Origin of the sequence: Polaromonas sp. UBA4122, from assembly GCA_002381615.1 — a bacterium.
In the GTDB taxonomy this organism is placed as follows: domain Bacteria; phylum Pseudomonadota; class Gammaproteobacteria; order Burkholderiales; family Burkholderiaceae_C; genus Polaromonas.
In genome coordinates this window covers 1-25,025 of record DFWY01000148.1, presented here as the reverse complement: position 1 = coordinate 25,025, position 25,025 = coordinate 1, and the positions used below count along the sequence as shown (strand labels likewise).

The 25,025-nt window shown below is 59.2% G+C and carries 25 protein-coding genes; 14 read left to right on the top strand and 11 right to left on the bottom strand.

What is annotated here, in order from left to right:
• Nucleotides 1-28: 28 nt before the first annotated feature.
• From B3F77_RS17790 to B3F77_RS17740, 11 genes are all read left to right on the top strand, one after another.
• A complete protein-coding gene (locus B3F77_RS17790) occupies nucleotides 29-781 on the top strand; it encodes a DUF4395 domain-containing protein (protein ID WP_293606245.1) in 753 nt (250 codons plus the stop codon).
• A gap of 45 nt (nucleotides 782-826) precedes the next feature.
• Nucleotides 827-1,240, top strand: coding sequence for a twin-arginine translocation signal domain-containing protein (locus B3F77_RS17785; protein ID WP_293606244.1), 414 nt, complete (start codon nucleotides 827-829; stop codon nucleotides 1,238-1,240).
• A gap of 7 nt (nucleotides 1,241-1,247) precedes the next feature.
• A complete protein-coding gene (locus B3F77_RS17780; RefSeq protein WP_293606243.1) occupies nucleotides 1,248-2,204 on the top strand; it encodes an ABC transporter ATP-binding protein in 957 nt (318 codons plus the stop codon).
• Nucleotides 2,191-2,973 (top strand): ABC transporter permease, encoded by a 783-nt coding sequence (locus B3F77_RS17775; RefSeq protein WP_293606242.1) that lies wholly within the window; start codon nucleotides 2,191-2,193, stop codon nucleotides 2,971-2,973. The genes B3F77_RS17780 and B3F77_RS17775 overlap by 14 nt, the downstream gene beginning before the upstream one ends.
• 14 nt (nucleotides 2,974-2,987) lie before the next feature.
• Entirely contained in the window at nucleotides 2,988-3,692 is a 705-nt protein-coding gene (locus B3F77_RS17770; protein ID WP_293606241.1) for an ABC transporter ATP-binding protein, read from the top strand.
• Entirely contained in the window at nucleotides 3,685-4,932 is a 1,248-nt protein-coding gene (locus tag B3F77_RS17765; protein WP_293606240.1) for an ABC transporter permease, read from the top strand. The genes B3F77_RS17770 and B3F77_RS17765 overlap by 8 nt, the downstream gene beginning before the upstream one ends.
• Before the next feature lie 18 nt (nucleotides 4,933-4,950).
• Nucleotides 4,951-5,676, top strand: a complete 726-nt coding sequence (locus B3F77_RS17760; RefSeq protein WP_293606239.1) for an outer membrane lipoprotein-sorting protein — start codon at nucleotides 4,951-4,953, stop codon at nucleotides 5,674-5,676.
• On the top strand, nucleotides 5,676-6,953 hold the full coding sequence (locus tag B3F77_RS17755) for a hypothetical protein (RefSeq protein WP_293606238.1): 1,278 nt from the start codon (nucleotides 5,676-5,678) through the stop codon (nucleotides 6,951-6,953). The genes B3F77_RS17760 and B3F77_RS17755 overlap by 1 nt, the downstream gene beginning before the upstream one ends.
• A 180-nt stretch (nucleotides 6,954-7,133) precedes the next feature.
• Nucleotides 7,134-7,703, top strand: a complete 570-nt coding sequence (locus tag B3F77_RS17750) for an ATP-dependent metallopeptidase FtsH/Yme1/Tma family protein (protein ID WP_293606237.1) — start codon at nucleotides 7,134-7,136, stop codon at nucleotides 7,701-7,703.
• 292 nt (nucleotides 7,704-7,995) lie between these two features.
• Nucleotides 7,996-8,883, top strand: a complete 888-nt coding sequence (locus B3F77_RS17745) for a DUF3667 domain-containing protein (RefSeq protein WP_293606236.1) — start codon at nucleotides 7,996-7,998, stop codon at nucleotides 8,881-8,883.
• Between the two features lie 72 nt (nucleotides 8,884-8,955).
• Nucleotides 8,956-11,316: a plasma-membrane proton-efflux P-type ATPase gene (locus tag B3F77_RS17740; protein WP_293606235.1), complete on the top strand. Its 2,361-nt coding sequence runs from the start codon at nucleotides 8,956-8,958 to the stop codon at nucleotides 11,314-11,316.
• 215 nt (nucleotides 11,317-11,531) lie between these two features.
• Here the strand turns inward: B3F77_RS17740 and B3F77_RS17735 are convergent, their stop codons facing one another.
• Nucleotides 11,532-12,689 carry a putative sulfate/molybdate transporter gene (locus B3F77_RS17735; RefSeq protein ID WP_293606234.1) on the bottom strand — a complete coding sequence of 386 codons (1,158 nt, stop codon included), beginning with the start codon at nucleotides 12,687-12,689 and terminating at the stop codon, nucleotides 11,532-11,534.
• A 361-nt stretch (nucleotides 12,690-13,050) separates the two neighbouring features.
• On the opposite strand from B3F77_RS17735, the gene B3F77_RS17730 reads away from it, so the two are divergent.
• The gene (locus B3F77_RS17730; RefSeq protein WP_293606233.1) at nucleotides 13,051-13,746 is read left to right on the top strand and encodes a class I SAM-dependent methyltransferase; all 696 of its coding nucleotides are present in this window, start codon (nucleotides 13,051-13,053) and stop codon (nucleotides 13,744-13,746) included.
• A gap of 508 nt (nucleotides 13,747-14,254) precedes the next feature.
• On the opposite strand, the gene B3F77_RS17725 is transcribed toward B3F77_RS17730, so the two are convergent.
• The 3 genes from B3F77_RS17725 to B3F77_RS17715 all read right to left on the bottom strand — a co-directional run bounded on the left by B3F77_RS17725 (nucleotide 14,255) and on the right by B3F77_RS17715 (nucleotide 17,893).
• A complete protein-coding gene (locus B3F77_RS17725) occupies nucleotides 14,255-14,458 on the bottom strand; it encodes a hypothetical protein (RefSeq protein ID WP_293606232.1) in 204 nt (67 codons plus the stop codon).
• Nucleotides 14,459-14,967: 509 nt separating this feature from the next.
• On the bottom strand, nucleotides 14,968-16,590 hold the full coding sequence (gene ipdC, locus B3F77_RS17720) for an indolepyruvate/phenylpyruvate decarboxylase (protein ID WP_293606231.1): 1,623 nt from the start codon (nucleotides 16,588-16,590) through the stop codon (nucleotides 14,968-14,970).
• 241 nt (nucleotides 16,591-16,831) lie between these two features.
• Nucleotides 16,832-17,893, bottom strand: a complete 1,062-nt coding sequence (locus B3F77_RS17715) for a YeiH family protein (protein WP_293606257.1) — start codon at nucleotides 17,891-17,893, stop codon at nucleotides 16,832-16,834.
• Nucleotides 17,894-18,078: 185 nt separating this feature from the next.
• Here B3F77_RS17715 and B3F77_RS17710 point away from each other — a divergent pair, with 185 nt between their 5' ends.
• Complete coding sequence (locus B3F77_RS17710; RefSeq protein ID WP_293606230.1) at nucleotides 18,079-19,101, top strand: LysR family transcriptional regulator; 1,023 nt, start codon at nucleotides 18,079-18,081, stop codon at nucleotides 19,099-19,101.
• Between the two features lie 178 nt (nucleotides 19,102-19,279).
• On the opposite strand, the gene B3F77_RS17705 is transcribed toward B3F77_RS17710, so the two are convergent.
• From B3F77_RS17705 to B3F77_RS17675, 7 genes are all read right to left on the bottom strand, one after another.
• On the bottom strand, nucleotides 19,280-19,750 hold the full coding sequence (locus tag B3F77_RS17705; protein WP_293606229.1) for a PaaI family thioesterase: 471 nt from the start codon (nucleotides 19,748-19,750) through the stop codon (nucleotides 19,280-19,282).
• Between the two features lie 494 nt (nucleotides 19,751-20,244).
• Complete coding sequence (locus B3F77_RS17700; protein ID WP_293606228.1) at nucleotides 20,245-20,574, bottom strand: cyd operon YbgE family protein; 330 nt, start codon at nucleotides 20,572-20,574, stop codon at nucleotides 20,245-20,247.
• Nucleotides 20,571-20,690 carry a cytochrome bd-I oxidase subunit CydX gene (cydX, locus tag B3F77_RS17695; RefSeq protein ID WP_293606227.1) on the bottom strand — a complete coding sequence of 40 codons (120 nt, stop codon included), beginning with the start codon at nucleotides 20,688-20,690 and terminating at the stop codon, nucleotides 20,571-20,573. Before cydX ends, B3F77_RS17700 begins: the two co-directional genes overlap by 4 nt.
• A 24-nt stretch (nucleotides 20,691-20,714) precedes the next feature.
• The gene (gene cydB / locus B3F77_RS17690; RefSeq protein WP_293606226.1) at nucleotides 20,715-21,851 is read right to left on the bottom strand and encodes a cytochrome d ubiquinol oxidase subunit II; all 1,137 of its coding nucleotides are present in this window, start codon (nucleotides 21,849-21,851) and stop codon (nucleotides 20,715-20,717) included.
• Between the two features lie 13 nt (nucleotides 21,852-21,864).
• On the bottom strand, nucleotides 21,865-23,442 hold the full coding sequence (locus tag B3F77_RS17685) for a cytochrome ubiquinol oxidase subunit I (protein WP_293606225.1): 1,578 nt from the start codon (nucleotides 23,440-23,442) through the stop codon (nucleotides 21,865-21,867).
• A gap of 4 nt (nucleotides 23,443-23,446) precedes the next feature.
• Complete coding sequence (gene cydP / locus B3F77_RS17680) at nucleotides 23,447-23,620, bottom strand: cytochrome oxidase putative small subunit CydP (RefSeq protein WP_293606224.1); 174 nt, start codon at nucleotides 23,618-23,620, stop codon at nucleotides 23,447-23,449.
• A gap of 727 nt (nucleotides 23,621-24,347) precedes the next feature.
• The gene (locus B3F77_RS17675) at nucleotides 24,348-24,563 is read right to left on the bottom strand and encodes a hypothetical protein (protein WP_293606223.1); all 216 of its coding nucleotides are present in this window, start codon (nucleotides 24,561-24,563) and stop codon (nucleotides 24,348-24,350) included.
• 98 nt (nucleotides 24,564-24,661) lie between these two features.
• Between B3F77_RS17675 and B3F77_RS17670 the strand changes: the two genes are divergently transcribed.
• A complete protein-coding gene (locus B3F77_RS17670; protein ID WP_293606222.1) occupies nucleotides 24,662-24,874 on the top strand; it encodes a hypothetical protein in 213 nt (70 codons plus the stop codon).
• Nucleotides 24,875-25,025 lie beyond the last annotated feature (151 nt).

Here is a 25,025-nt window from a genome sequence, read left to right as displayed (position 1 = left end):
TCGTCTAAGGTAAACACGACGAGGCATCATGACTAACTCCGTATTCCAATTTGGTCAGAGACTTCCTGAGTACGCCGTTCCTGTTCTCAACGAGCGTGCCGTTCGAGCAAGTGCCGGACTTCTATTTTTCTTCGCCATCGTTTGTTTCATGAATGCCTGGCTGATGGGAAACTTCCAGCCAACACGAATATTCGTAGTGACTTTTCTGGTGGATTTCACCATTCGGATATTCATCAACCCGCTTTATTCGCCAAGCCTGATCATCGGTCAGTGGTTCGTGCGCAAGCAGCAACCCGAATATGTAGGCGCGCCGCAAAAGCGGTTTGCGTGGGCGATTGGCTTTGTGTTGGCGCTGACCATGCTGTATCTGGTGGTGCTCAATAACGTAATTGGCCCGATCAACCTGATTGTTTGCTCGCTATGCCTTACCTTGTTGTTTTTCGAAACAGCCTTTGGCATTTGCATCGGCTGCAAGGTATACAACTTTTTCAACAAGGAGAAGGCCCAGCTTTGCCCCGGTGGTGTGTGCGAAGTGCCACCAGGCCAAGGGTCTGGCGCGACTTTGGCACAGCTCGTCATCGTGGCATTGTTTGCGGTAGTGATTGGTGTTGTCGCGCAATGGGTCTACAGCACTGGCTTGCGAAACCCAGCGCAAATGCCGCAGGCTGCCACGCCCTCAGCCCCAATAGACCCGGCAGAGGCAGAACGGTGCAAAGTGCCAGATTTCGCCAAGGCATTAGGACATGAAGAAAAGTGGAAGCTGCACAACAACTGCAAGTGACCTCCTTCAAGTTTTTCCAATACTCATTCATAAAGAAAAAACAACATGCACTTGAACCGCCGACACCTATTAGCTCAAGTGGCAGTAGCCGCTGCTTCTTTGACCATAGGCGCAGCTTGGGCTGCTCAACCTGTCGTTGAAATCATTGCATTCGCGCATCCACCCGTGCAATCAGCCCTCAAACCTTTGCGCGATTGGCTGGCAAGCCAGGGCAGCAAGTTACGTATAGTGGAGATCGACATGGAATCCCCAGAAGCAGAGAAGCGGCTTGCAGCCATTGGTTTGAAAGGTCACATACCGATCGTTGTTCTGGTGAATGGAAAGTACAAACATACTCGCAAAGACGGCAGCACAGTGGAATTTGTCAGCTTTCCCAGTGGGCCTGGGACGCCGATAGGCGTGAAAGGCGGCTGGTCTGCTGAGGATGTGCAAGTGGTCATTAAGGCACAAAAAACCTGATCGTTTCATGAGCCATCACACGTCTCCCGATGCCTTGATTCAAGCGATTGCGTTGTCGCGTCGTTATGGGGAGCGGGTTGCGGTCGATCAGGTCAGTTTTGAGGTTGCTCACGGCGAAGTATTCGGCTTTCTGGGGCCAAACGGTGCGGGCAAGAGCACCACAGCCCGCATGCTGACTGGTTTCGTGCGCCCCACCAGCGGCCGTGCATTGATTGCTGGTCTGGATATTTCTTCGCAAGCGTCGGCCGCTCGACGCCTGATCGCGGTCGTGCCAGAAGAAGCCAATGTGTATGCCGACCTGACTGTTCTGCAAAACGTCTTGCTGATGGCCGAATTGCATGGTGTTTCCAAGACGCAACGCCTGACACGAGCCGACGAATTGCTGGAAGTTTTTGATTTACAGGAGCGCAAGCCACAAAAGGGCCGTGAACTGTCCAAGGGCCTGCGACAGCGGCTCATGCTCTGCATGGCGCTGGTCAGTGATCCGCAGGTACTGTTCCTTGACGAACCCACCACCGGACTGGATGTCGCCAGCACGCACATGATCCGGGAAGTGATCCAGCGCATGAACCGGGAGCGTGGCATGACGGTCTTCATCACCACGCACAACATGGAAGAAGCCGACCAGCTTTGCCACCGGGTGGCCATCATCGACAAGGGCACGCTCGCCGCCATTGATACCCCCGTTGCCTTGCGTGGTCGCGTCTCGTCGCTGCGCTCGGTCGAGGTTCGCTTCAAACAAAGCGGCGTCAAACCTCAGGACGTGTTGACACAACCCTTCGGCAAGGTCATCATTTCGGCCAACGGTTTTCAGGTGTTTGACCCCGAACCTGGCCGTGTTGCACAGGAAATCGCGACCAGGGCGAGTGCGCTGCAACTCTCGATTGAAAGCCTGAACACTTTGTCTCCGACGCTAGAGGAAGTATTCATGTCAATCACAGGAGGTATACATGGCAGCCATTGAGCTTACGCATGAAACCGGATTTGCCGAATTTCTACGGCAAGCGCGTTGTGCCTGGGTGATAGCCAAAAAGAACGCACGCGTTTATTACCTGAAGGGTCCGGTGGTTACCTTCGGCATCGTTTTTCCGCTGTTTTTCTATCTGTCTTTCGCTGCCGGACACAACGCTCCAGTCGAGGTCATGGTGCCGGGTATTGCCGCGATGGCGCTGTTTTTCACGGCCTCGGCCGTCGGTCCGCTCGTCACGCCATGGGAGCGCCAGGCGCGCACTTACGAGCGGCTGGTGACGTCACCCGCCTCATTGGCAGCGATTGTTGCTGGTGACGTAGGTTCAGGTGCCGTCTTCGGGGCCTTACTTGCATTGCTGCCGCTGGTAGCCGCACTGGTGCTGACCAGCGCGCAGCTTAGTGCCCCGGTGCCGCTAATGGCGGGATGGCTGCTGGGCGCAACTGCGTTCTCCTCTCTTGGTGTGCTGATGGCAGCGCCTGCGACCGACACCCCCTCGCAGGTCATGATGCTGTCGAACCTGGTGCGGCTGCCGCTGATCTTCGTCAGCGGCGTGTTCGTGCCCCATGCGCAAATGCCCCAGTGGGGCCAGTGGCTGTCTCCCTTGTCACCGCTGTCGTATTGCGCCGACCTGATTCGGGTCGGCTTCGGTGGTGCCGCGTACTTTTCTGTGACGGTCGATGTTTTAGCACTGACTGGATTCAGTACCGCGTTTATGGTGGCAGCCCATTTTTTCCATCGCCGGACGCGGGATCGCGCGGCTTAATTCAAGGAGATGCCATGAGTCTTGTGAAAGCCCAGGGTCTGACCAAGACCTACCGCAACGGCGATGTCGAGGTGCAGGCTGTCAAGGCTGCCGACTTCGTCATCGAACCGGCATCGTTCGTCGCCTTCGTCGGGCCCTCCGGCAGTGGCAAGAGCACGCTGTTGAACATGATCGGCTGTCTCGACCACCCGACAGCCGGGACGCTCAGCGTACTCGACACCGACATTTCCACGCTGGACCGCGGCGCTGCGGCGCACTTCCGGGGCAGCAACATCGGCTTCATCTTTCAGGACTTCAACCTGGTTCCGGTACTCACCGCCTACGAGAACATCGAGTACCCGCTGATCATGGTGCAGAAATGGCCGGCTGAAAAGCGGCGCGAACAGGTGATGCGACTGCTCAAGGCGGTGGGCATGGAAGCCCAAGCGGACAAGCGGCCTGACCAGCTCTCGGGCGGCCAGAAGCAACGGGTCGCAATAGCCCGTGCACTGGTCAGCAACGCCAAATTGGTGCTGGCCGACGAGCCCACAGCCAATCTTGACCACGACACCGCCTACCGGATCATCAACCTGATGAAGAAGATGCGCGACGAATTCGGCACCACCTTCGTCTTCTCGACCCACGACCCGAAGATCATGTCCGAGGCGGAAGTGACTTTCACGTTGGAAGACGGCCGCGTCGTCTCCACCACCGACAATCGGGAGGCCATCCATGTTTGATATTTTCAAAATCGCCGTCCGCAACCTGTCGCGCTACCGCCGCCGCACACTGCTGACCCTTCTTCTGATTGTCATCGGCATGCTGGCGGTACTGCTGTTCATGTCGGTGACGGGTTCGTTCAAGTCGATGATGGTCGGCCAGATCACCGACTCGGTGCTCGGCCACCTGGAGGTGCATCGTAAAGGTTACGTCGCTTCGATCGACAACCTGCCCTTGAACCTCAACCTCAAACCGGATGCGATGGCCAAGGTCGAGGAAGCACTGAAACAGCTCGACACGGTGCAGACCTGGTCGCCGCGCGTGAAGTTCGGCGGCATGTACAGCAACTTTTCGGAGACCACCGCCATCCGCATCAATGGCGTCGACCCCGACCGCGAAGCGGCCACAGTGCCGCTGCTGCCGGGCCGGATCACTGAGGGCCGCAAGGACGGTCCGCTGGTAGCCAAGGGCGAGATTCTGATCCCGGTGCTGCTCGCGCGCGGCATGAAGAGCCAGGTGGGCGACACCGTGGTGCTCGTCGCCACCAACCGGGATGGCTCGGTGAACGGCAAGACCTTTGTCGTGCGCGGCGTGATCGAGGGCATTTCAGGCCCCGGCGGACGTGACGGTTACATCCACATCGACGATGCGCGCGAGTTGCTGCGCATGAAGGAAGCCGAGGTCAGCGAGATTGCTATTCGCCTCAAGAACCCGGCCCAGCTCGATCGCACCGCGGCCCGGCTGCAGCAAGCGCTGGAAGGACAAACCAACAAGGAGGGCAAGCCATTGCTGGAGGTCCATACCTGGGCCGATCTGTCACCGTTCGCGAACCTGGCGCGAATGATTGACGTGATGACCGTGTTCATCAAGATCGTACTGGTGTCGATTGTGCTGGTGAGCGTAATGAACGTGATGGTCATGGCAGTGTACGAGCGCATCCGCGAGATCGGCACGATCGCGGCTATCGGCACGCCGCCGGGACGCATCCTGTCGCTGTTCCTGAGCGAAGGCCTGCTGCTCGGGCTGATTGGCACCGCCCTCGGCACGCTGGTCAGCCTCGCGGTGATCTACGCACTCAACGTCTGGAAGATCCACTTCGTCTTCGGCCAGCAGCAGGAACTGGTGCTTGCACCGCAGATCGGCGTGCTGGAGGTAGCAACCATCGCGGCCATGGTAGTCGGTGTGGCGTTGCTTGCCAGCCTGCAGCCGGCCTGGAAAGCCTCGCGACTGGACCCGATCGATGCCCTGCGTCATGTCTGAAGAAACTGGGAGCTATTCATGAAAAAGCTGTTTATTCTGTTGTGCTGGATCCTCTGCGTTCCTGCGTTTGCCATCGACGGCACCCAACTGCTGCAGAAGGTCGACCGCAATCTCGAACCCGAGTCCTACGAGATGTACCGCAAACTGATCAACATCGAGCCGGACGGCAGCCGCACGGAGTTCGTCCTGTACTCGGTGAAGAAGGGGCGCGACAAGCTGCTAGCGCTGTTCCTGGATCCGCCGAGCGAAAAAGATCGTGCGACTTTGCGCTTGGGTGAGAATATGTGGCTGTACATCCCGAATGTGGGCAAGCCGGTACGTATCGCCAGCCTGCAGTCAGTGATCGGTGGCATATTCAACAACGCAGACATCCTGCGGCTGGACTATGCGGCCGAATACGATGTCGATTCCATGACCGAGGACAAGGATACCTACCTGCTGTCACTGAAGGCCAAGACGGGCGATGTGGCCTACGACCGTCTGAAGATGAAGGTGGACAAGAAGACCGTACTGCCAACCGTCATCGAGTGCTACGCCGCCAGCGGCCTGCTGATCAAGACGCTGACCTACAAGGACGTCAAAGATTTCGGTGGCGGCATCAAGCGGCCTGCCACGCTGGAGACTGACAGCCCGCTTCACAAGGGCTATAAGTCGGTGATGCTCTACGGCCAGATCAAGGCCCGCACGGTTAAAGATGAGGTGTTTACGTTGGAATATCTGCCTCGCGCCAAAGAGCTGCGGTGATGTATGCCAATACAGTCATGGCCACAGCCCTACTCGTGGCTCTGGCAGTTGCCCCGGTTGTCCGGGCCGAAGAGACCTTCGATGTCTCGACCTTCGAGAAAAAGACTTTCGAGTTGACCGGCTTTGTCGAACTCCGACCAGAGCAGCAATCGCTGCGCCGTGATTCAACCGGTTACCAGTTGCAGTACCGGGGCGACACACTCTCGGCCATCGATCGTCTCAGCACGGCTGCTGAGGTCTCCGGTGTGCTGCGCCACAAGTCCCTGAGCTTCCACTTCACCGGTCATGCAAGTGCTGTGAATGACTCTCAGGCAACGTCCAGCGATAGCCGTATGTACGAGGCTTACGCAAGCTGGCAGGTCGATCCGACAAGCGTTGCCGAAATAGGCAAGCGCGCAGTGCATTGGGGCAAAGGCTATGCCTTTAGCCCGGTGGCGTTCCTGGAGCGTCCGAAGGACCCAAGCGATCCAGAACTCGCGCGCGAGGGCTTCGTGATGGCTACGGGCTCGCTGGTGCGCAGCTTCGACGGCCCGCTGCAGACGCTGACCCTGACCTCGGCACTGGTACCAACGACCTCGGAACTCAACGCCGATTTCGGGGCGTCGGGACATCTCAACCCGGCGTTGAAACTCTATGGGCTGATTTATGACACCGACGTGGACTTGATTTATGCCGCTGGCGGCAGTCGCGGACCACGCCTGGGGCTCGACTTCTCGCGCAATCTAGGCAGCAATCTGGAAATCCACGGTGAATGGGCTCGTTCTTCAGATGCGACTCGTTCACTGTTGACCCCTGCTAACGGGCTGGCGATTCAGACCCGCAGTTACGACAGCTACCTGTTGGGCCTTCGTTATCTCACTGAACGCGACACGACCATCGTGTTCGAGTATTACCGCAACGGCAACGGGTACTCTCCACAAGAACTGTCTCAGTTTTACGACCTCGTGCAAGCTTCGGCTGCCAATGCAGCACTGGTCCAGCCAGCCTCTCGCGCTGCATCGCAGGGCTACATGCAGCCGAATGTGGGGCAGAATTATCTGTACTTGAAGGTCAGCCAGAAGGAACCGTTCGATATCCTGAATTTCACACCTTCCGTAACGCTGATTGCGAACGCGGACGACCATAGTTTTTCATTGGTCCCAGAAGCGCTGTACACCGGCTTCAAGAACTTGGAGCTTCGTTTTAGGTTGGCCTTGAACAGCGGCAATGCTTCAACTGATTATGGCGAGAAACCGGTTCGATCACGAGTCGAACTGCGGGCCAGGTATTTCTTTTGATGATCGCGCTGCCATTAGGCCGAATGGGACTAGCTGAGTCGGCGTTCAGTGTCGGGGGTGGCGAATGAATCTGTTCGCTGATACCGTCACTGGAGCGCAAGACGGCAACTCCGCGCAGACAGCGAATCAACAATGCCGCGGGGCAACCTGATGCCCGCCCTACGTCAAAAGGACAGTGATATGACACATGCAATGAAACATTGTGACCGTCCATGGTGGAAAAGACCGCCCGTATGGTTCATCGTCATCGCTGCGGTGTTGCTGCTCATCGGTGTCGGGATCGAAATTAAAACAGCCGGCAAAACGGCCCCGACACCCTACGGCGCGTTTCTCGATCAACTCGAGGCCGGGGCCGTCGCAAGCGTCACCATCCAAGGAACGGAGATCCGCGGACGCTTCAAGCAGCCTCCGAATAGCGCGCAACGCGATGCTTTCAGTACCCGAGCGCCCGACTTCGGCGATCCGGCTCTGATACCGGAACTGCGTAAGCAGCACGTCGCGATCGAGGTGAGCGCGCCATCGCCGTGGACCTCTTTGCTCTCACACCTCCCCTGGCCGATGCTGGTTTTCCTCGGCGCGGTGCTCGTCGCCGGACTCATCAGACTGGCGCGCGGAGGGACGGCTCGATCGGGACCTCCCGCGTCCATGCCGGCGCATGGAATGATGGGACTTGTGTCGGATCTCTTCGCAAAACAGGACCAAGCCGCGAGCCCGCCCACGCGCGACAACGACGAGCCGAAGAGTCGTTAGAACACGCCGTCGCACTTCACCGGCACAACGACCTAAGAGTCTGGTACTTCTTCTGACCGCGCCGCGCCATCAGCCCGACCGTGACTTGCGCAGCAGCAGGAACTGCAGCAACAGACCGACGCCGAAGCCGACCCCGACGTTTCGGCGGTCACGAGCATGACGGGCAATTCATGGCTATCGCGCGACTGGTCGAATTGCCTGCTGGCCAGTTGCACTCCGGGCATGAAAAGGCTGGTGCCCAGCACGGCCTGCGGGATAATGACTGAGGGGCCTGCTCGGCAAGGAACTTCCAATGACATCGCTACAGCCTGATTACGTGGACACTGACGAGTCATCACCTGACTGCGTCAATATCTGCCTTAACTGTGGCGCGCCAGCGACAGGAAATTTTTGCCCGAATTGCGGTCAGGAAACAGCCAGGGAACCGCGGACCTTTGCCGAGTTCTTTCACGGATTGATCGCCCAATACGTAGCGCGTGAGGGCCAGCTCTGGCAAACGCTGTCGAAGCTCTTCTTCGCACCGGGCGCACTCACGGTCGAGTATCTAGCCGGGAGGCGAGCGCGCTACCTGCGGCCGTTTCAACTTTATCTGATGGCCAGCGTAATCGTATTTGCGGCAGTGCAGTTCTTCGGGCTGAACCTCGGCTTGCGCTTGTACGGTGACCAAGGCGTGCACTTCCTCCGGAATTCACGACTAATCGGTGCTGAAGACCATAGCAACGGCTTGCGACTGATGCCGGTGCAGATCATCCTGGATCACTTCGATACCCCCGGTGTCCGCCGTTTCGGGGCAATGTCACTAGAAGATCGATTCACGTTCCTACGAGCACGAAGGGCTCAATATGTGTCCTACTTCGTGCTATTTCTGGTGCCGATCCTTGCATTGACTCTTGGACTTTTTTACCGCAACCGACGGCGACGTTACGCTGAACACTTGGTATTTGGCTTGCACTGCCAAACTTTCCTGCTCTTCAGCCTGCTAGTCGAGGCGAAACTGCCCACCACCCTCGCTGACGCGCTTTCCTTCTGGGTGATCGCATATTTCACAATCGCACTAAAGCGCGTTTACGGCGGTACGTGGCCGGAAACACTGGGCCGTGGTGCAGCCATATTGAGCCTGTACTTCGCGATCATTTCTGTTGCGAATCTCTTGCTTGTTTTTGCACTCTTAACCCTTTAACACACCGGATTCCAAATCAGCAACTGAATACGACTTTGAACGAAATCATCAACGATACGCGGAATTGTCGATATGACACACAAGGCAGAAATTGATGCCCGGCAGCTCTCTGCATCGGAGACACTACCGACAGGTCTGACGAGCGCCGAAGCGCGCCGGCGACTCGGTGAATTCGGGCCGAATGCCATCACAGAGGAAGCGCCGCCGCGTTGGCGCGTTTTCCTCGCGAAGTTCTCGGCCCCCATCCCGTGGATGCTCGAGGCCGCAATCGTCCTCCAGCTCGGACTCGGCCAATACGTCGAAGCGTCGGTGGTCGGGGGGTTGCTCCTCTTCAACGCAACGCTCGGCTTCATCCAGGAAGGCCGGGCGGGCGCGGCCCTCGCGGCACTCAAGAAGCGGCTCGCACCGACCGCCTTGGTGCGCCGCGACGGCGAGTGGGTCAGACGCCCAGCGTCGGAACTCGTGCCGGGCGACGCCATCAGGCTGCCGCTCGGGGCGCTGGTGCCCGCCGACGCGGCCCTCGTTTCCGGATCGGTGATGCTCGACCAGTCGATGCTCACCGGAGAATCCGTCCCGGTCGATGCAAACACCGGCGACACCGTCTACGCAGGCTCCCTTGTTCGCCGCGGCCAGGCAATTGCGGAGGTGACAGCAACCGGTACCAAGACCTATTTCGGGCGCGCGGCTGAACTCGTCCGCATCGCTCACTCCCGCAGCACCGAGCAAGCGGCCATTTTCGGGGCAACGCGGAACCTCGCCATCGTGAACGGTACAGTCGCGGTTCTCATCGTCGCCACCGCCTATGCCATGGCATTGCCGTCTGGTGACATGATCCGCCTTGCTCTCACGGCGCTGCTGGCCACGATCCCTGTGGCCTTGCCAGCCACGTTCACGCTGTCTGCCGCATTTGGGGCCCAGATACTTGCTCGGCGGGGGGTTCTGCTGACCCGCCTCTCGGCCGCGCACGAAGCCGCTGCCATGGACGTTCTATGTGCCGACAAGACAGGGACGCTAACGCGCAATGCGCTGGAGGTCGTCGATGTCGTAGCCATGCCGGGGTTCGACCGCGCGCGCGTACTGGCGCTTGCGGTATTGGCGAGCTCGGAGGCCGATCACGATCCAATCGATGCCGCCATTCGTGGGGCCGCAGCCGAAGCATCAAGTCGCGGTACAAACGAAGAGCTCGTGCGTTTTGTCCCTTTCGATCCGGCGACCAAGATCTCGGAGGCCTTCGCCCTTGATCGCGATGGAAATGAGTTGCGAATCACCAAGGGCGCATTCGAGGTGATTGTCGATCTGGCGCAGGTGCCGGCAGACGCCCGGCGCCAAGTGGACGATCTTGCCGGGCACGGGCATCGGGTCATCGCCGTTGCCGTTGGGCCGCCGCAATCGCTGCGCCTGGCGGGCCTCGTCGCGCTCAGCGATCCGCCACGCGAGGATTCGGTGGGGCTGGTCGCCACGCTGCGCGACATGGGCGTGCGGACCATCATGGTAACCGGAGACTCAGCCGTAACGGCCGCTGCGATCGCCCGCAAGGTCGGCATTGCCGGCGAAGTTTGCCCGCCGGAGCAATTTTCCGGAGAGCTGAGTACAGACAAATTCGGCGTGTTTGCGCGCGTCGTACCGGAGGAAAAGTACCGGCTGGTGAAGGCGCTGCAAAGTCGTGGCCATGTGGTCGGCATGTGCGGCGACGGTACGAACGACGCGCCGGCGTTGCGACAGGCGCAGATCGGGATCGCCGTATCCTCCGCAACCGATGTCGCAAAGGCTGCGGCTGGCATGGTAATGACCGAGCCCGGTCTCGCCGGCATCGTGTTCGCCGTGCGAGAAGGCCGGATCGCATTTCAGCGGCTTCTGACCTACACGTTCAACATGCTGGTCAAGAAGATCGAGATTGTGCTTTTTCTGGCGATCGGGCTCGGCCTGACCGGCCATGCGGTCATGACGCCGGCGCTGATGGTGTTGATGCTGATGACAAATGACTTTCTTGCTATGTCGCTCACCTCCGATCGCGCGAGCCCCGCACCGGTCCCCAGCCGATGGCGCATGCGTAACATTACTGCCGCTGCGGTCGTCCTCGGGCTATGCAAGCTCGGCTTCTCCACGGCGATGCTGGCGCTCGGAACGTTCCGGCTCGCGCTCGGCGCCGGCGAGCTGCAGACGCTGGCGTTCGTCACGCTCGTGTTCGGAAACCAGGCCGTGCTGTATGTGGTGCGTGAACGGCGTCGCATGTGGAGTTCCAAGCCGGGCAATTGGGTTCTGGCGTCATCCGTAGCCGACATCGCCATCGTCTCGGCGCTGGCGTTATTGGGCATCTTGATGGAACCGCTGACGTGGCGCACCATACTGACCATATTTTCTGCCGCAATTGGATTCGCCTTGATCCTCGACCAGATCAAACTGCTGATCTCCGCGAAGATCAAGATCGAGTAGCGTGTCAAATCAGTTATTTGGGGGAAGAGCGATATGACGCACGCAGTGGAACATTGTCACAGATCATGGTGGAAACGACCACCATTTTGATTCATCGTCATAGCTGCTCATCGTGCTCGTGATTGAACCAACCGATAAACCGGCGCTGACGCCAACAGCAAATTGGAATAAGCGTCCGCCCAGCACCGTTCTTGCCAGCTGATTGGGGGCTGCTATCACACAGATGAGGACTTGGCTGGCAGCAGGAACTGCAGCAGCAGGCCGACGCCGAAGCCGATCCCGGCATTCCACATCGACAGGCCGGCAGTGACTAGCAGGATGGTGGACGCATGGCCGTCGCGCGCTTGGTCGAACTGCCCGCTGGCCAGTTGGACGCCGGTCATGAACAGGATGGTCCCCAACACAGCCTTCGGGATGACGTCGAACAGCACAACCACCGAACTGCTGAAGCACAGGGCCAGAACCAGCAGCAAGCCGCCAAGAATGACCAGCGAGCCGCCGGTACGTGCACCGAATGCTACATGGCCTGCCATGCCCCCGGCACCGTGGCACATCGGCACGCCGCCCACGGCCGAACTGAATAGATTCATGACGCCAGTGGACACGGCCACTTGGCGATCAGACACCGGTCGCTCGGGAAACAGCCGGTTGTTTTCCTCCCTCACCCCGATGATGGCGTTGCCCAGGGTGAGCGGAACCTGTGGCAGGGCGAGAAAGAGCGTGCCGATGACCAGGTCGTTCCAGCTAATCGTCGGCCAGGCCCATACCGGCCAGCGCAGTTCCAGCCGCACCTGCTGCAGTTTTTGGAGCAGCTCCGGTTGCTGGAAGGCAGTCCACCCTATCCCAAGCAGCAGTAGCGCAAAGATCCCGGGGAAGCGGCGGTTGCGCGCCAGCAGCACAACGAACACCAGGCCCACACCGGCGACGAGCCACTGTTCGGCCATCAACCGGGCTCCCTGCAGCATGAAAGCCATGCCCAGTCCAAGGACAACGCCCTGTGCCACAGGGCGGCTGATCCATCGGGTCAGGCGCTGCGCTGCACCCGTGGCATCGAGCAGCAGCCAGATCAGGCCCGTGGCCAGGCCCGCACCGTACACGGCCCCCTGCGTGATCACGGCGGACTGGGCCACCTGCGTGGTGGCGACGGCACCCGCCGCCTTCATCGGCTGAACCGGGAACGGGGTCTTGTAGTACCAGCCACACACGATCATCGATACCCCAAAGCCGAACAGCACCCCGAAAGGGTCGAGCCTGAGTACGCTGAGGTAGGCGATGACGAAGGGTATCAGCGTGCCGAGGTCTCCAAAGGCGCCGGCCCACTCCAGCCGGTCGTATCGGTTGCCGGTGGGCGCGGTGTTTGAATGATCCAGCAAGTTCGATTCAGCCACTTCGTGCCATGCCTATATAAATGCAGCAGTATAGCGAGGGCGGCACCGGCAAAGCCTTGAAAACTGCCGCTAAAGCATGTCGTCCGGCGCGATCGAACCCAGCAATTTCGACAGGAAACGCCGCCAGATGCCGACCAACGGTTCGTGAACGTAGTGCACTTCCTTGCCACCTTCTTCGGTGTATTTGAGAGTCCTTTTCGGGCAATAAGCGCTGGCTTATGTCACGATCGACCTGGATTGTGGAGCGTACGCAAGCCAGTGTGCTTAAATTCCTGCCTGGAATGGCAATACGCATGACAGCATGTTTTTTTTCACCGCATTGGATTATTTTGAAGGACTGGACTCAATGAACACGCCGCTGATAACCGACGAACTCGACTTGCTGCAATCGCTGGTTGATCTGGAGCAGCACCCGCAGATCATCGAATTGGGCTGCGGTGCCGCACAACTGTCGCGCCAGTTGCTTGCTCGATGCCCAGCCTGCGAAGTGACCGGGCTGGAGGTAGACGAGCGTCAACACGCCAAGAACCTGCTCAACCCGCAGCAGCGCTTGCATTTCGTACAGGCCGGTGCGCAAGCGATCCCGTTTGAGGCAGAGCGTTTCGACTTGGCGCTGATGCTGAAGTCCTTGCACCATGTGCCTCTGGATCAGTTGAGTCAAGCGCTGGCAGAGGTGCACCGTGTGCTGCGACCCAAAGGACTTCTTTATGTTTCGGAGCCCGTGTTTGCCGGAGCGCTGAACGAGGTGATGCGCTTGTTCCACGACGAGGAGGCAGTGCGCGCTGCCGCCTTACGCGTGGTGCAGGAAGCGGTGTCTTCGGGCGGTCCTTGGGAGCAGGTAGCCGAGATACTCTTCGATATGCCGGTGCAGTACCGCGACTTTGCGGAGTTCGAACAGCGCATGATCGGCGTCACGTTCGTCAATCATCGGCTTGATGCCACCACTTTGCAGGCGGTGCGTGAACGCTTTGAGCCGCACATGACGGCAGACGGGGCACACTTCGTGCGACCGATGCGTGTCAACTTGCTTCGTAAGCGCTAAGCAGATTTCGGGTTGCAAGCAGAAATTGGGAATGGAAGCCTGCTTCACACGATTCCAGGCAGTTAAATTGCGACTCACCGAGCCTATCTGCACCGAAAAGGGTCGATTGGTCGCGTTTGCATGCCTCAAGTGGATGACTGGTTTGGCGGCAGGAGCGGTCATCGCGACGTACCCCACTGAGTGACGGCAGTTGGTCGGTTGCCGGTGTTGCGGTCATCGAAATCGCCGCCACATTGCTGACTGTCAAGTTGCTGGTTCCGATGTCAGGAATGGAGCAAGCAGTTCCGGAGGTCGACTGACTCTTGTGTGTCTGTTGAAGTCAGTGGCCAGTGAAATCGGCATTTCTTAGCTCGGTGACTCCAAGAGACACATTGCTGCCGCTCACCACTGGTACCGGCAGTGCATGATTTTTTTGGCTGAATGACTAATGGAGAATTCGTTTCGGCGAATGGCCGTTATGGAGCAGCAACCCCAAATGGCATCCGCCCCCACCAACGGAAGTGGGTGTTCATACTGTGGGCGGCGGGATTTCGGTCGCTTTGGACTCCGCTTCGTCGCCAATGACTGTGCTCTGGGAACGTGGTGTTGTGTCGTCGAGTTCTGATTTCACGTTCTCGCTAGTTCGTTGATTTCGCGCAAGTATTTTCAAAACGTCTTCGTTCAGTTTGCCCAGTTGAGTGAGGTCTGTGAAGAAATGTTTTTTGGGGCTCATATTCGGTATTAATCAGCTTTACGAAGCGACAGCGGATGCTTTTTTCATTTTGTTCATCGATAAAGGCAATGTCAGTGCGACACCGCACATAGAGCGTTTTGGCGGGTATGGAGCGAGCATTTGGGTTGACCTATGTCAGCAACCGCTGCAGACCTGTCTCAGACTTTCCTGCTGCCAGCGTCAGCAATGCGGATGGGGCGCCGCCGATTGAGCGACAGCTTTATGGAACCTCGACAGTGAAGTTCTTTCTGCTACCCGAAAGCTGCCACCCGTGGGCACCCGCTATTGGTCGACGGCGGGTGCTCACGTCCATCAAATGCGCGCCACCTAGCCGACTGACACCCCAAGTTCTGAGTGACCGGTATGGAGCGACCAGTTCGCAATGCTGTACAGCCGCTGTGTGTCTTCAGCGGGTACTGCGCACCACCCGACTAACCGTTCGGTTTTGATTGGCTGGCGTCCGTGATGACCGCGTTCTGGATGCTCCAAAGCGGTCAGAACTACCTTTTTTATTTGATGGCGTTCAGCCGCTTGACCCCCGCCACAAACCGCGCCAGCGTCGCCGACAGCACGCCGCGCGGAATTGTCACGTCGATCAGTTGGAAGCGACCGCATGTGGCGATGGCCTTGTCCAGCGCCGACTTCAGTTCGCTGCGTGTGTTGACCCGAACGCCATCGCCGCCCATGCCGGCGGCCATTTCGGCAAAGTCCCAGTGGCCCAGATCATTGAAGGAAGATTCGGGCTGGAAGGTGCGCAGCATCTCCCAGCTGGCGTTGTTGAACAGCAGCACGATCGGATCCCAGCCGTAGCGCTTGCAGTTACCCAGTTCCCAGCCGGTCATCTGAAACGCGCCGTCGCCCACCAGTATCAGCGGCCGCTGGCCGGTCGCGGCCTGCAGACCGAGGCCGGCCGGCACGCCGAAACCCATCGTCGCGTAGTAGCCGGGAGCCACCAGTGCCGTGTGCTCGATCTCCATCGCCGTAAACAGGCAGTCGCCCATATCGGAGGCAATCGGCATCTTGCCGTGCTCGGCCATCAGATCGTTGACGGCGGTGGCGATGTCGGTTGGCGTGATCGTCGCCGAATCAGCCACCAGGCCATGCGCAAAGGCCTGACGTGGTACGGAAAACACCTTGTCATCAGCCACTACACACGCCAGCATGCGATCAACCAGCGCCGCCAGTGGCAATTGCGGATAGGTGTGATAACCGATGGTGACCCGACCATCGAGTGCCTGGATCGTCTTGCGCATGTCGATCTTGGTCTCTGACACGGCGAAATTCGTGTCGCAAATGATCTCACCGAGTAGGAACAGGCCATCCGAGCTTTCGACCAGATGGGTGACTTCCGGAAAACCGGCGACGCCCATATAGGTACCCACCAGCGGGGCATCCTGGTCGGCGAGCAAACCGCGGCCCATGAAGCTGGTGACCACCGCAATGCCAAGGCGGCGCGACAGCGCTGCGACCTTGGCTTCCAACCCGTAACGGCGAACTTCGACGCCGGCCATCAAAACCGGCGACCTGGCGTGAGACAGTCGATCGAGAATCTCATCGACGCAGGCATTGAGCGCATCCTGATCGGTCGGCAGCGCGACTTCGGGCACGACCGGCCCGCAGGGCAGGGCCACCATGTCGCGCGGAATCTCGAGGTAGACCGGTTCGGATTTACGCAGGCAACTGGCCAGCACGCGGGCGATGTCGGCCGGCGCGCGCACGGCATCATCAAGCCGCACCTGGTCGCAGGTAATTTCCTTGAAGATCTGGAACTGTGAATCGAGCGTCTTGGCCTGATGGTGCAGCAGCAGGCCGGACCGCGACTCGCCCTTGCCGGGCCCGCCGGACAGTATCACCAGCGGGGATTTCTCGGCAAAGGCCGCCGCCACCGAGTTGATCATGTTCAACGCACCGGCACCGTAGGTTACAGCGGCGACACCAAGACCACCGTTGATGCGCGCCGACGCATCGGCAGCAAAGCCGACGCCGGGTTCGTGCGACAGGGTGTACAGCGGCAGAATCTTCGATTCTTCGATGATGCGGAAGTAAGGCAGGGCGAAATCGCCGGGGATACCAAAGATCTGGCGTGCACCATGCGCCTTAAGCGCCTGCAGCAGGGATTCGGTGAGATTCATCAGGACTCCATACGACGGGAAAGTACAGATTGTCAGTCGGACGTCACGCAGTTTGCGCTCGAAAATTGCTAAAAAACAGCTTGATGACGCAGGTTTTCAGCGGCAAGCCGGGTGATTCATGGAATTTTTGGCTGGGCGGCGTGTTGCCACTTCTGGTTCAGTGGCCGCAAGGATTGTCTGGTGAGCCTGGACTGCGGCACCGGCCACTTGCGCTTCGTGATGTTGTCGAGCAAGGTTTTTTTCAGCCCAGCAGTGCGAACACCCAGCGGTTGATGAGGGCACCGCCCACGACCAGCCAGACGAACAGGATCAGCGCCAGCAGCAGCGGCTTGATACCGGCTTTGCGAATAGATGAAATATGCGTGGCAAGACCGAGTGCGGCCATGGCCATGGTCAACAGAATGGTGTCGATCCCGGTAGTAACCGCCACCACGCTGGCAGATAGCAGATGCAGCGAGTTGAAGATCACCACACCAACGAAGGCAAAGGCGAACCAGGGCACTGCGAGCTTGGCTTTGTGCTGCGTCGCGTCTTGGCCGTCAGCCCGTGCGACACTCGCCTGCTTTGCATCATCCCGCGCCAACCAGGCCGACAGCATGATGAGAAATGGGGCCAACATCATGACGCGGACCATCTTTGCGATGACTGCGGTATCCGCTGCGTGGGGGCCAACCGAGCGAGCGGCAGCCACGACCTGCGCCACTTCGTGAATGGTCGAACCTGCGTAGATGCCAAATTCGTCGGCACCGCCGGGAATCACCTGCCATTGTTGATTCAGGTCGAACAGCACGGGGTACAAAAAGATTGCCAGCGTGCCAAACACCACGACGGTAGCCACGGCCACGGTCACTTGCTCAGCGCGGGCCCGCACTACCGGCTCGGCCGCCATCACGGCAGCAGCGCCGCAAATCGAGCTACCCGCGCCAATCAGCATGGCCGTCTTGCGGTCCATGCCGAGCCATTTGATACCGACATAACAAGCCAGTGCAAAGGTCGACCCCAGTACTAGCGCATCGGTTGCGATCCCAGCGATGCCCACATGGCCAATGTCTTGCACCGTCAGGCGCAGGCCATAGAGCACCACACCCAGGCGCAGCAGGGTTTTTTTGGAGAAGTTCACGCCCGCACCGCTGACGGCAGCAAAGCGCGGATACACCGTGTTGCCCACCAGCATGCCAAGCACGATGGCTAGCGTGAGTGCGCTGAATCCGTGGTTTTGCAGCCAGCCAATGCGTCCCAGCGACATGCCAACTGCTGCCAACGCCCCGCTGATCGCCAGGCCTGGCAGCAGGCGCAGCAGCATGTTTGAAACCGGCTTGGCGGGTATTGCGGCAAGTGTTCGTGAGGTAGTGGATACGGTCGTACTCATGGCTGTTTTCTGTGGTTTGGTGCAGTCAGGTTCGAATGTAGAGATCTCTCAATGACCCGTCAAACAGCTTATTTAAGTAAGATATACCTATTAAATCGCTATAGACAAGGACTCAAATCATGGACGTACTACGGCTCACGCTCCGGCAATTGCAGATATTTGTGGCTGTGGCGCGCAGCGGCAGCACCACAGCCGCAAGCGCTGAGGTCGCGCTGTCGCAGTCGGCCACCAGTTCGGCGCTCAATGAGCTGGAGCGCCTGCTGTCGCTGCGCCTGTTCGACCGCTCCGGCAAGCGCCTCCTGCTCAACGACAACGGGCGCGCCCTGCTGCCGCGTGCGCTGGCATTGCTGGACGGCGCGGCTGGCATCGAACAAATGTCGCGCGACGGGATTGCACAGACTCAGTCGCTGCGCATCGGTGCCAGCACCACCATCGGCAACTACGTGCTGCCGAAGTTGCTCAGCCGGTTTCTTGGGGATCTCCACCACGACGGGACCACGGCCTGGCGCTCGAAAGTCACGATAGGCAACACTGAGGCCATCTGCGACGCGGTTGCTGCGTTCGAGCTCGATATCGGACTGATCGAAGGGCCGTGTCACCAGGCGGCACTGACCGTTACGCCCTGGCTGAAGGACGAGTTGTGGGTCGTCTGTCCCCCGGAAAGCACGCTTGCCGGGCCCACCCGGGCGTCCAGTGCAGCAGAACGCCGGTCAGAGCGCGTGTCGGTAAAGACGCTGCGGAATGCGGTGTGGCTGCTGCGCGAACCGGGTTCGGGCACCCGGGAGGCCACTGACCAGCTGTTGCTGCCGCACCTGCGGTCTTATCGGCGCAGCATCGAGCTGGGAAGCTCGGAAGCGATCAAGCATGCTGCGGCGGAAGGACTCGGTATGGCCTGTCTCTCACAATGGGTGGTGAGCGACTTGATCGACACCAAGCGCCTGCGACAAATCGCTACGACACTCCCAAAAATGACTCGCCAGTGCTATTTTGTGGTTCATCACGACAAGCAATCGACGCCTGCACTGCTTCGCTTCATCGCGCAGGCCTCTTCGTTCTGCCCGACCCCCGCGGGTGGCCTCGTCGCGCAAAAAGGCATTGGGTTCGGTGCCGCATTTGTAGCCGGAGCCGGGCTTGGCAAATAGGAGGTCCCGGAAATTCAGTGGGTGATTCTTTTTTATAGCAATAAAAGTTCATTGAACTTGGACGTGGTGCTGAAGGCCCCGCACATGGACAGCTGTGCGATGACCATGCCAGGCTTTGGCGGCTATAGCGGTAAGTTCAAGAGCCTGGCCGACCTGGAGGCAGATAAGGCAGCGCTTTCTAAGCGCCGCCGTTCCCGAAGTGCTCCGGCATTTGCAACGCCACGACCTCGCCGCGCGCAGTCGCCACGCCAGCGACCAGCACTGTGGTCTCCACGACCACCTTGCGGCCCTTGATCTCCTTGACGCGACCGCGAATTTCGATCGAACCGGTGATCGGGGTGGGCTTGAGAAAGTTCACGTGCAGCGAGCCCGTGACGAAACGGAACGCGGGCAGCGTGTCCATCTCTCGTTCCTCGGCGCGGTACATGGCTGCGGCGGCCGTGCCGGTGCTGTGGCAATCGATGAGCGAGGCGATCAGCCCGCCGTAGGCGAAGCCCGGCACCGACATGTGCCAGGGCTCGGGCGTGAAGTGGGTGACCGTTTCCTCGCCCTCCCAGAAGGTTTTTATTTGGTAGCCGTGCGTGTTCAGACGGCCGCATCCGTAGCAGTGGGCAACGTTTTCGGGATAGTAATCCTGGAAGGCTTTCATGGTTTCTCCGAGGGTTGGTACAAGGTCCGGCGCGGATGCGGCCGGGTGGCGGATGCAGGAACATCAAAATCTGCTGAGTCGCGTCCTCGAGGTCGTCGAATCCTTCATGGGAGTCACACTCCATCAAAGTGACGTCTGCGCCGGTACGGCTTTGCCAGCGCCGCTGCTCCAGCACCGTGCTAACCGCCAGCGCCCATCGCTCATGGCCGGCAAACAGCAGTGTCTCGTCCGGCAGGGTGAACACGCGCTGCTTTACGCTGTCCCACAGAGCCTCGGGTGTTGCCGATCGCGCCAGGCAACGCTGAGGCAAGCGGCCGTGTGGCCTGGCGTGGTCAGCACGCGCACCAGTTCATGGCCGAAGGGTAATACATCGCCGTCGTTCACCTGACGCACTTCTGAGCCGCCTTGACGCTGCACGATGGGCGCGCCCAGGCGTTGCCAGCAACGCAGGCTCGTGCGGCATGAGGTCGTCGTGCAGGATGCGGAAATACATCTCACGTCCCCCATCGCAGCCAGGCGGCCAGCAGCAACCCCGCCAAGCATGACCACCCCGAAAAAAGCAGGCGCCAGACCAATGCCCGGGGCAAAAAACCCACGCCGCGTACAAATCCCGCGCTCATGGCCCAGAAAAGCGCCATGGCCAAGCCGTGGTCGGCCGCGCCGTCCGCTCGCGCAAACAACTGGGGGTAAACACTGCCACCCAGCATGATGGCAAGCGCCACGAGCAGGCTCGGCAGGTGAACGGCTGCGCCACCCGGCACGGCGGCCACGTCAACGCTGTCTTCGTCACGGTCGCTTTCCGCAGACGGCGTTGTTGGCATCATCGGGGGTTAGTCTTGCGCGCCTGTGCGCGGGCTTCTTCGTTCTCGCCCCACATGGCATTGAGAATGGCCAGCAACACCGCAAAACCGACACCGAGTATCCAGGCGAAATACCACATTTTGTTCTCCTATAAACAGAACTATTAATAAGCGACGTGCTCGTTTTCCTGGATGTGGGCGGCAGTTACCTTGCCGCGCATCACGCGGTAGGCCCAGCTGGTGTAAACAATAATCAGCGGCATGAAGATGACGGTGGCCCAGAACATGATGCCCAGCGTGAGATGGCTTGACACACTGTCCCACACCGTCAGGCTGGCAGCCGGCAGGGTGGACGACGGCATGATGAAGGGGAACATCGAGGCGCCTGCTGTGCCAATCACCCCGACCAGGGCCAGCGCCGACGCCACAAAGGCCGTCAGCGTGCGGCGCGCCAACAGCAGTCCTGCGGCCAGCAGGCCACAGCCCACGCCCAGCGCCGGCAGCAGCCACAGCAGCGGCTGGCGGCCGTAGTTGGCCATCCACGCACCGGCTTCGCGCACGACGGTTTTGTTCATCGGGTCCGCCAGGTTAGCCGGGTCAATGACCGAGGTGATGCGGTAGCCGTCGATGTTTTGCAACCATACCCCCGCAGCCACAAAAGCCACGACCATGACGATCGCCGCCCCCACGGCGCCTTTGACAGCGCGCGCCTGAATGACGCCTTCAGTGCGGTGCGCCAGATAAGCCCCGCCATGCATCGTGATCATGGCACTGCTCACCACGCCCGCCAGCAGGGCGAACGGGTTGAGCAACTGCCAGAAGGTACCGGTGTAGGTGGAGACCATATACCCGTCAAACTGGAACGGCACACCCTGCAGCAGGTTGCCAAACGCCACGCCGAAAATCAGCGGCGGCACGGCACTCCCGATAAACAGGCACCAGTCCCAGGTGCTGCGCCAGGTCGCATTGTGGATTTTGCTGCGGTAGTCAAAACCCACCGGCCGAAAGAACAGCGCCCACAGCACCGCCATCATGGCCCAGTAAAAACCGCTGAAGGCCGTGGCATAAACCAGCGGCCAGGCCGCAAAGATGGCGCCACCGCCGGTGATGAACCAGACCTGGTTTCCCTCCCAGTGCGGGCCGACGGTGTTGATGACGACGCGACGTTCCACGTCGTCTTGGCCAACGAAAGGCAGCAGCGTGCCCACGCCCATGTCATGGCCGTCCATGATGGCAAAGCCCACCAGCAGCACGCCCACGAGCAGCCACCAGATGATTTTGAGGGTTGGATAGTCCAGCATTCTGTGTTCTCCTTCAGGCGTTGGTCGGGATGGTGTTGTGCTGCGCAGGTTCGTGCTCATAGCGGCCGGTGCCCAGGCTGCCCGGGCCCATGCGGACAAACTTGAGCATCAAATACATCTCCACCACCAGCAGCACGGTGTAGAAGCCGACGAAGCCCGCCAGCGAGCCATACAGGCTGTTGACGCTGAGGGTGGACACGCTCAGGTGCGTGGGCAGCACGCCGTAGATCGTCCAGGGTTGGCGACCATATTCGGCGACGATCCAGCCAAGTTCGATAGCGATCCAGGGTGCTGGCAGCATCCACAGTGCCCACTTGAGTAGCCAGGGCTTTTGCATTGTGGCGGTTTTGATCGTGCTCCAGAACGCCACGGCGAAGAGCGCCAGCATGGCAAAACCCAAGCCCACCATCACCCGGAAGGTCCAGAACATGGGTGTGACGCGCGGCACCGTGTCGTTCACAGCCTTGTCGATGATCTCGGGCGTGGCCTGGTTCACGTCAGTGACATATTTTTTGAGCAACAGGCCGAAGCCGAGATCGGCCTTGTGCTGCTCGAACACCTGCCTGGCCACCGTGTCATCGCGGTTGGCACGCAGCGCTTCGAGCGCCGTCACGGCGACGACACCACGCACAATGCGCTCGCGGTTTTTAGCCTTGATCTCATGGATACCGGGAATTTCCTTGCTGATCGAGCGCGTGCCGATCAGGCCCATGAGCCAGGGAATCTCGATCTCCCAGTCGTTCTTTTGCTCGGCTTCGTTGATGCCTGCCACCATCGTGAGTCCGGCCGGGGCAGGCTTGGTCTCCCACATGGCCTCCATGGCGGCCAACTTGGTTTGCTGGGCTTCGCCCACGGTGTAGCCCGACTCGTCACCCAGCACGATCACGCTGAGCGCCGACGCCAGGCCAAAGGCCGCCGCCACGCGAAAGCTGCGCTTGGCAAACTCCACGTCGCGCTTCTTGAGCAGGTACCAACTCGAAATTGACAGCACGAACATGGCACCTGTCACGTAGCCCGCCGACACGGTGTGCACGAATTTGGCCTGTGCGACCGGGTTGAATACTATGGCCCAGAAATCGACCATCTCCATTCGCATGGTCTGGTAGTTGAACGCGGCACCGACCGGGTTTTGCATCCAGCCATTGGCAATCAGGATCCACAGCGCCGACAGGCTGGTGCTGATGGCCGTCAGCGTGGTGACCATCAAATGCTGGGTTTTTGAAAGACGATCCCAGCCAAAGAAAAACAGGCCAATCATGGTCGATTCAAGAAAGAAGGCCATCAACCCTTCGATGGCCAGCGGCGCGCCGAAGATGTCGCCCACATAGTGCGAGTAGTAGGCCCAGTTGGTGCCAAACTGGAATTCGAGTGTGATGCCGGTGGTCACGCCCAAGGCGAAGTTGATGCCGAACAGCTTGCCCCAGAAGCGCGTCATATCTTTCCAGACGACGTTGCCGGTCATCACATAGACGCTCTCCATGATGACCAGTATCCACACCAGGCCCAACGTCAACGGCACAAAAAGAAAGTGGTACAGGGCCGTGGCGGCAAACTGCAACCGCGACAGATTAACCAGTTGTTCTGAAATCACCGGATCACTCCTTGGTTTTGACGTGCTCTGGGCCCAGCAGTTGCACAGCAGCGGCGTTATCGTCCACCACCACGCGCTGCTCGCGCACAAAGCCCCACCACAAGGCCGTCAAAACGACCAGCTTGATCACCAGCACGATGGCCAGCTTTCGCACCAGGGTCTTGTCTTGTGGTTTCATGGTTACATCGTCTTTACACATTCTGCTATCAAGAAGCGCGTCATGCCAGGCGTGCCTGAAAAGTTTTGAATCCGCCCCATCCGGTATCCGACGAGATTCCGCCTCGGTAGCGGAATCAACGCTACAGGGTTGAAATCCTCCGATCATCCGGCAATCTCTGCCTCCTTGCAGCACACCAGAGCAATATAACTGACTGGGAGGCACCAATAGAGGTTACTCGCATACAGCCTGTTTCGCCAGGGACGACATTCCCCTGCTGGTGGCTGCGCAACCTGCTTGAGCGCGCCGCGCTGGGTGCCCGGCTGGGGATCAGCTAGCGCTCGCTCTCGCTCTATCGCAAGCCCAAGGCACTGGGCACCCCCCAGAACGCGACGCCTCGTGCAGCGCCCGTACCCGATCAGTACGCGCTGAGTGCAATGGCTGCACCAGAGCCGGACTGACAGCGGAATTCTCTATTTTATGAATAAAAACAGGCTATATCCCATATGGTACGGGTGAACATAGCTATCAAAAGCATAGCAATTTTGTGGGTTCTCCTTGATCTGCATCAGTAAATGGGTTGATCAATTTCTGGGCATTGCGTTGCGAGCCAGCACGGGCGCGGCTTTGCGTAGTTGTTGAGGCTCTTATCCACAGGGTGGCCCACAGAAACTGGGGGCAACGCTTCATGGGAAGCTGACCCCGGATACGTAAGCAGGGCCGAAGGCAAATTGGCTCACCTTCGCGGTTACACCAGGTGACCTTGCACCCCTTGAAATCCGCCTGCCCGCCAATATTCTGGTGTTTTCAGGGGTAGCCGTGGCTCATGCCAGCGAAAATCCTCAATTCCAGCTCGTTGCAAGGCGTTGCGCCACGCCTTGGTGTTGACCTGGACAATTGGATTTCCCTCATACGTGAAAACATGGGTCGGGTGATCGCCCTGCCGCCGTTCCAGCACTTCCATTGCGGCCTGATTGAACGGTACAGAGTGCGGCCGGCCGTTTTTGTGATCGGTACATAATGAATTGCCGTAAGGCAGAAAATAACATTAAGGAGCTTGCAATGACAGAAAGTGTTTCAGCATCGAATCCAGTCCGCATTCAATCAGAGAGTAAAGAGCGAGTTGCTTACGACCTCATGATAAAAATAGCTCCATATGAAGTTGAAGTTAAACCTCACGATCGAGACTACTGGCTGAGACTTTATGGCGAATGCCTTTCTATGGCTAATGGAACTGAACTCAGTTACGTAAAAAGTAATCGTTCACGAAATTGAAGAGTTGGAGCGTCTGGGTGGATTTGTCCAGAGATATTGATCACCTCCTCCTTTACGCTTCTTGAACGCTGACAGGTCCGGAGCAAGTCGCTCGCATCAAAGTCATGAGCGAGGACATATTGGCAATAGAGAAGCGACTGGGACTGCAACT

What these genes read in the sequence shown, in the direction of transcription:
- B3F77_RS17790 (WP_293606245.1), top strand. Translation starts at nt 29, where the DNA reads ATGACTAACTCCGTATTCCAATTTGGTCAGAGACTTCCTGAGTACGCC.
- B3F77_RS17785 (WP_293606244.1), top strand. Translation starts at nt 827, where the DNA reads ATGCACTTGAACCGCCGACACCTATTAGCTCAAGTGGCAGTAGCCGCT.
- B3F77_RS17780 (WP_293606243.1), top strand. Translation starts at nt 1,248, where the DNA reads ATGAGCCATCACACGTCTCCCGATGCCTTGATTCAAGCGATTGCGTTG.
- B3F77_RS17775 (WP_293606242.1), top strand. Translation starts at nt 2,191, where the DNA reads ATGGCAGCCATTGAGCTTACGCATGAAACCGGATTTGCCGAATTTCTA.
- B3F77_RS17770 (WP_293606241.1), top strand. Translation starts at nt 2,988, where the DNA reads ATGAGTCTTGTGAAAGCCCAGGGTCTGACCAAGACCTACCGCAACGGC.
- B3F77_RS17765 (WP_293606240.1), top strand. Translation starts at nt 3,685, where the DNA reads ATGTTTGATATTTTCAAAATCGCCGTCCGCAACCTGTCGCGCTACCGC.
- B3F77_RS17760 (WP_293606239.1), top strand. Translation starts at nt 4,951, where the DNA reads ATGAAAAAGCTGTTTATTCTGTTGTGCTGGATCCTCTGCGTTCCTGCG.
- B3F77_RS17755 (WP_293606238.1), top strand. Translation starts at nt 5,676, where the DNA reads ATGTATGCCAATACAGTCATGGCCACAGCCCTACTCGTGGCTCTGGCA.
- B3F77_RS17750 (WP_293606237.1), top strand. Translation starts at nt 7,134, where the DNA reads ATGACACATGCAATGAAACATTGTGACCGTCCATGGTGGAAAAGACCG.
- B3F77_RS17745 (WP_293606236.1), top strand. Translation starts at nt 7,996, where the DNA reads ATGACATCGCTACAGCCTGATTACGTGGACACTGACGAGTCATCACCT.
- B3F77_RS17740 (WP_293606235.1), top strand. Translation starts at nt 8,956, where the DNA reads ATGACACACAAGGCAGAAATTGATGCCCGGCAGCTCTCTGCATCGGAG.
- B3F77_RS17730 (WP_293606233.1), top strand. Translation starts at nt 13,051, where the DNA reads ATGAACACGCCGCTGATAACCGACGAACTCGACTTGCTGCAATCGCTG.
- B3F77_RS17725 (WP_293606232.1), bottom strand. Translation starts at nt 14,458, where the DNA reads ATGAGCCCCAAAAAACATTTCTTCACAGACCTCACTCAACTGGGCAAA.
- ipdC (WP_293606231.1), bottom strand. Translation starts at nt 16,590, where the DNA reads ATGAATCTCACCGAATCCCTGCTGCAGGCGCTTAAGGCGCATGGTGCA.
- B3F77_RS17715 (WP_293606257.1), bottom strand. Translation starts at nt 17,893, where the DNA reads ATGCTGCTGCGCCTGCTGCCAGGCCTGGCGATCAGCGGGGCGTTGGCA.
- B3F77_RS17710 (WP_293606230.1), top strand. Translation starts at nt 18,079, where the DNA reads ATGGACGTACTACGGCTCACGCTCCGGCAATTGCAGATATTTGTGGCT.
- B3F77_RS17705 (WP_293606229.1), bottom strand. Translation starts at nt 19,750, where the DNA reads ATGAAAGCCTTCCAGGATTACTATCCCGAAAACGTTGCCCACTGCTAC.
- B3F77_RS17700 (WP_293606228.1), bottom strand. Translation starts at nt 20,574, where the DNA reads ATGATGCCAACAACGCCGTCTGCGGAAAGCGACCGTGACGAAGACAGC.
- cydX (WP_293606227.1), bottom strand. Translation starts at nt 20,690, where the DNA reads ATGTGGTATTTCGCCTGGATACTCGGTGTCGGTTTTGCGGTGTTGCTG.
- cydB (WP_293606226.1), bottom strand. Translation starts at nt 21,851, where the DNA reads ATGCTGGACTATCCAACCCTCAAAATCATCTGGTGGCTGCTCGTGGGC.
- cydP (WP_293606224.1), bottom strand. Translation starts at nt 23,620, where the DNA reads ATGAAACCACAAGACAAGACCCTGGTGCGAAAGCTGGCCATCGTGCTG.
- B3F77_RS17675 (WP_293606223.1), bottom strand. Translation starts at nt 24,563, where the DNA reads ATGGAAGTGCTGGAACGGCGGCAGGGCGATCACCCGACCCATGTTTTC.
- B3F77_RS17670 (WP_293606222.1), top strand. Translation starts at nt 24,662, where the DNA reads ATGACAGAAAGTGTTTCAGCATCGAATCCAGTCCGCATTCAATCAGAG.